Origin of the sequence: Sporosarcina limicola, assembly GCF_014873855.1 — a bacterium.
Taxonomy (GTDB): domain Bacteria; phylum Bacillota; class Bacilli; order Bacillales_A; family Planococcaceae; genus Sporosarcina; species Sporosarcina limicola.
The window spans coordinates 1-3,183 of the sequence record NZ_JADBEL010000062.1 but is presented as its reverse complement, the minus strand read 5'-3'; the positions used below and the strand labels follow the sequence as shown (position 1 = coordinate 3,183).

The following is a 3,183-nucleotide window of genomic DNA, read 5'->3' as shown; positions in this document are numbered from 1 at the left end:
AATATCGATGTTGGTTTAGTTGCTTTACATCGTATCAGATTGGGTGTCTTTTTTCTATGTTTTTATTGGGAAAAACTAGCTAATCAACAGACGTGTTATCACTACACATATGTATAGTGATAATAAAGTCACGATGTTTATAAAAAAGATGCACCCTATAAGTCTACTGATTACAGCCAATGAAATGTACCATCCTTGACATGATTTTAACCACTGAATGACAAAAGGTGTACCAATGAATGACAGAATTTTTACCACTTCATACCTTCTGGATGATCAAAGATGAGAAACCATATTTCTTTGGAAATAATAATGTTATACAAGTTTGACTGATTTTCAATAAGATTAATCTTCCGCAAATGAGCCATATTGTAAAAAAAGGGGGTTGGATATATGGATTGGAATACCGTGTTTGCAGTTATGAAATATTCATTCATGGGTATTTTTGTTATTTTCTTCGTCATGGATATTGTTTCAAAAAAGTCGTATAAAACTTACTTCTACATTGCTTTAACAATTGTAGCCATTTTCCAAACTCTATTATGGAATTGGTCTATAGGATTTAAAGTTGGATTTATTGTTTTGGTTATTTTTATAACTGTGAAAACAATTTCTGATGTAAGTAAAAGAGGGGGAGAAATTTACAACGATAAAACTAGTGTATAAATCCTGAATAGGTCATTTAGCAATCGGCGCGATTGTTGAAAATCATAAGCCTAATTCCCCGCTCAAGATACGGAGAGGTTACTTCAAAAAATAGGGGGACGGAAGTTTGAAGAACACAAAATTAAGGATTGTATGGATTATTCCTAACGTGTTTTGTTATTTAATGTTTATCGGTGCTTTAATTTTTGTTGTTAGGAATGCGGATGGTATTAAGGAAATTGGAGAAACGCCATATTGGATTTTAATGTTATCAGCACTTTTTGTAGTATCTTTTTTTGGAAGTCTTCGAATATGGAAATTGATTTCCAAATGAAAAATGTAAAGTTCCTGTTAAGCAATCGGACACAAGTGTTGAATAAGCTATACTTTTCTTCTTAAACTAAAGTGGTGGTTAGTTAAAGATGGTAGTTTTGAAATAAAGTCACGATGTCTATAAAAAAGATACGATATTTTGCCATTTTAGATATGTTTATCTAAAGGGGTATTTTTACATCCAAAAGAAGAAGAATATCTTAAGTTGAAAAATGGATTAAAGAAGGTCGCGGCACTTGAATAGGAGCGGACTATCAGCCTTGGCTAAAGATTTAAGATGGAGCAAAAGTAGTTGCGATACAGCTCATTGATGGTAGCAAGACGGTCCATGTACGATTTATTGATCATGCAGGCAATGTTGGATTAGCTCAAAATCGTATCAAGTTAAATACGATAGCTCCAATTGTCGATGGCGTAACAAACGGAGGAAGATACAATTCTAAGCAAACGATAACTTTTAATGAAGGTACCGCAAATTGAACGACAATTCCTTTATGAGCGGATCGTCTGTGGACGCTAAAGACTCCTATGTACTTGTTGTTACGGATGACGCAGGTAACTCGATTACCATTACATTCAACATCGTCGAAACATATACAGTAAGCTACGATGGAAAAATAGCTGCTCGAGGACATGGGGCCTATCACTCATACAATCGTGAAAGTTTGAACTTTCGAGTTTGTTCAAGCTAACATGTTAGTTTGGGTGACAGGGCAGCCCCTTCTAAGTTATAACCATTGAGATTGACGCAGACCATTTTCCCAGCTGTCAATGTGATTCATTTGCAATTATAAAACTCCTTCTTCCACAATTGGTCCTTTAGCGGAAGATCATTGAGTTGCTTTGGCAGCTCTTTTTTGCTTATTGAACTAACGCCGCAGTTTTGTTTATGAAGAAAAGAAGAAGAAGTTATTGGGGGGACATTATATTATGAGTACATTTGTTTATATGGTGAGACACGGTGAATCGCCAAAAGAAGGAAATGATAGAACCAGAGGATTAACCGAAAAAGGTTATTTAGATGCTAAACGAGTGATTGATATTTTGAAAGATAAAGAAATTGATGTAGTTGCTTCAAGTCCATATATACGTTCAATTTTAACTGTAGAACAGTTAGCCCAACAAATAGGAGAGAAAGTTTTAGTTTTTGAAGATTTAAAAGAGAGGATATTCTCTTCAGGAAACAATCGAGTATCAGATGAAGAACTGGTTCCACTTTTGGAGAAGTCATTTTCTGAATCAAATTTCTCTTTAGAGGGAGCAGAATCAAATGCTGATTGTCAAAAAAGAGCTATAAAGGTCTTAAAAGAACTATTAGAAACTTTTAGAGATAAAAAAATAGTGATAGGTACTCACGGGGCTGTAATGACCTTGATGATGCAATACTTCGATAGCACTTATGACTTGGGTTTTTTACACAGCACATCAAAACCTGATATTTATAGAATGGAATTCAATGAACAGGAATTAGTGAATGTTCAAAGACTATGGGGTGTAAATATTGGCGTTAACCAATAAAAACTATTTTTTTGTTCTTAAACTAACGGGCGCATTTCGAACGATTATTTTCCAAGCGTTCATCACACCGATCGGAATATGTGGTGCCTGTCACTCATATAATTATGAAAGTTTGAGCTTTCGAGTTTGTTAACTAACATGTTAGTTTGGGTGACAGGCACCCCCCACTCACTTTCAGAATAAGAGTTTGTCCATAAGAATTGGACCATTGGATTGTTAAATAGCGCAGGAAATTTTTAAGAAAACTATAGGGGGGAGTAAAAAGATGAAGCAAACAATAAGAGCAAGGATGCTAGGCGTTTATGATTTGTTTTTGGCTACTGGTGCAATTTGGATAGGAGCTCAAATGGTGAGGTCAAGAAGTGGAATCTTTGCCGAGGAATATCCTGATAGTTGGGCATCTAGTCTCCCTTTTGAAAGTTGGGTTATGCCTGGGGTTCTCACAATTGTCATATTTGGACTGGGTAATATTGTAGCGGCGGTGTTTAGTTTTAAAAAAAGTACAACAGTTCGTGGTATACATCTGCCATTATGGGAGCAGTTTTCTTTTTCGGCTTTATTTTCCAGCGCATTATTCTAGAGGAATCATATATATATAAGCATTCCTGTTAGAAACTTTTTCAGGGCTTGAAATATAAATAGCCCTCTTGGTATGATGTGGGGTGTCAAATCCGTACGAGTTGACCC

General features: G+C 35.4%; 5 protein-coding genes. All 5 read left to right on the top strand.

Going from position 1 to position 3,183, the window contains the following annotated elements; translation table 11 throughout:
• Window positions 1-393: 393 nt before the first annotated feature.
• The 5 genes from H4683_RS20970 to H4683_RS20950 all read left to right on the top strand — a co-directional run bounded on the left by H4683_RS20970 (window position 394) and on the right by H4683_RS20950 (window position 3,076).
• On the top strand, window positions 394-666 hold the full coding sequence (locus H4683_RS20970) for a hypothetical protein (protein ID WP_192600763.1): 273 nt from the start codon (window positions 394-396) through the stop codon (window positions 664-666).
• A gap of 106 nt (window positions 667-772) precedes the next feature.
• Window positions 773-979 (top strand): hypothetical protein, encoded by a 207-nt coding sequence (locus H4683_RS20965; RefSeq protein ID WP_192600762.1) that lies wholly within the window; start codon window positions 773-775, stop codon window positions 977-979.
• Between the two features lie 508 nt (window positions 980-1,487).
• Window positions 1,488-1,670: a hypothetical protein gene (locus tag H4683_RS20960; protein WP_192600761.1), complete on the top strand. Its 183-nt coding sequence runs from the start codon at window positions 1,488-1,490 to the stop codon at window positions 1,668-1,670.
• 238 nt (window positions 1,671-1,908) lie between these two features.
• Complete coding sequence (locus H4683_RS20955; RefSeq protein WP_192600760.1) at window positions 1,909-2,496, top strand: histidine phosphatase family protein; 588 nt, start codon at window positions 1,909-1,911, stop codon at window positions 2,494-2,496.
• A 265-nt stretch (window positions 2,497-2,761) separates the two neighbouring features.
• Window positions 2,762-3,076 carry a hypothetical protein gene (locus H4683_RS20950; protein WP_192600759.1) on the top strand — a complete coding sequence of 105 codons (315 nt, stop codon included), beginning with the start codon at window positions 2,762-2,764 and terminating at the stop codon, window positions 3,074-3,076.
• The last annotated feature ends 107 nt before the right edge of the window (window positions 3,077-3,183 follow it).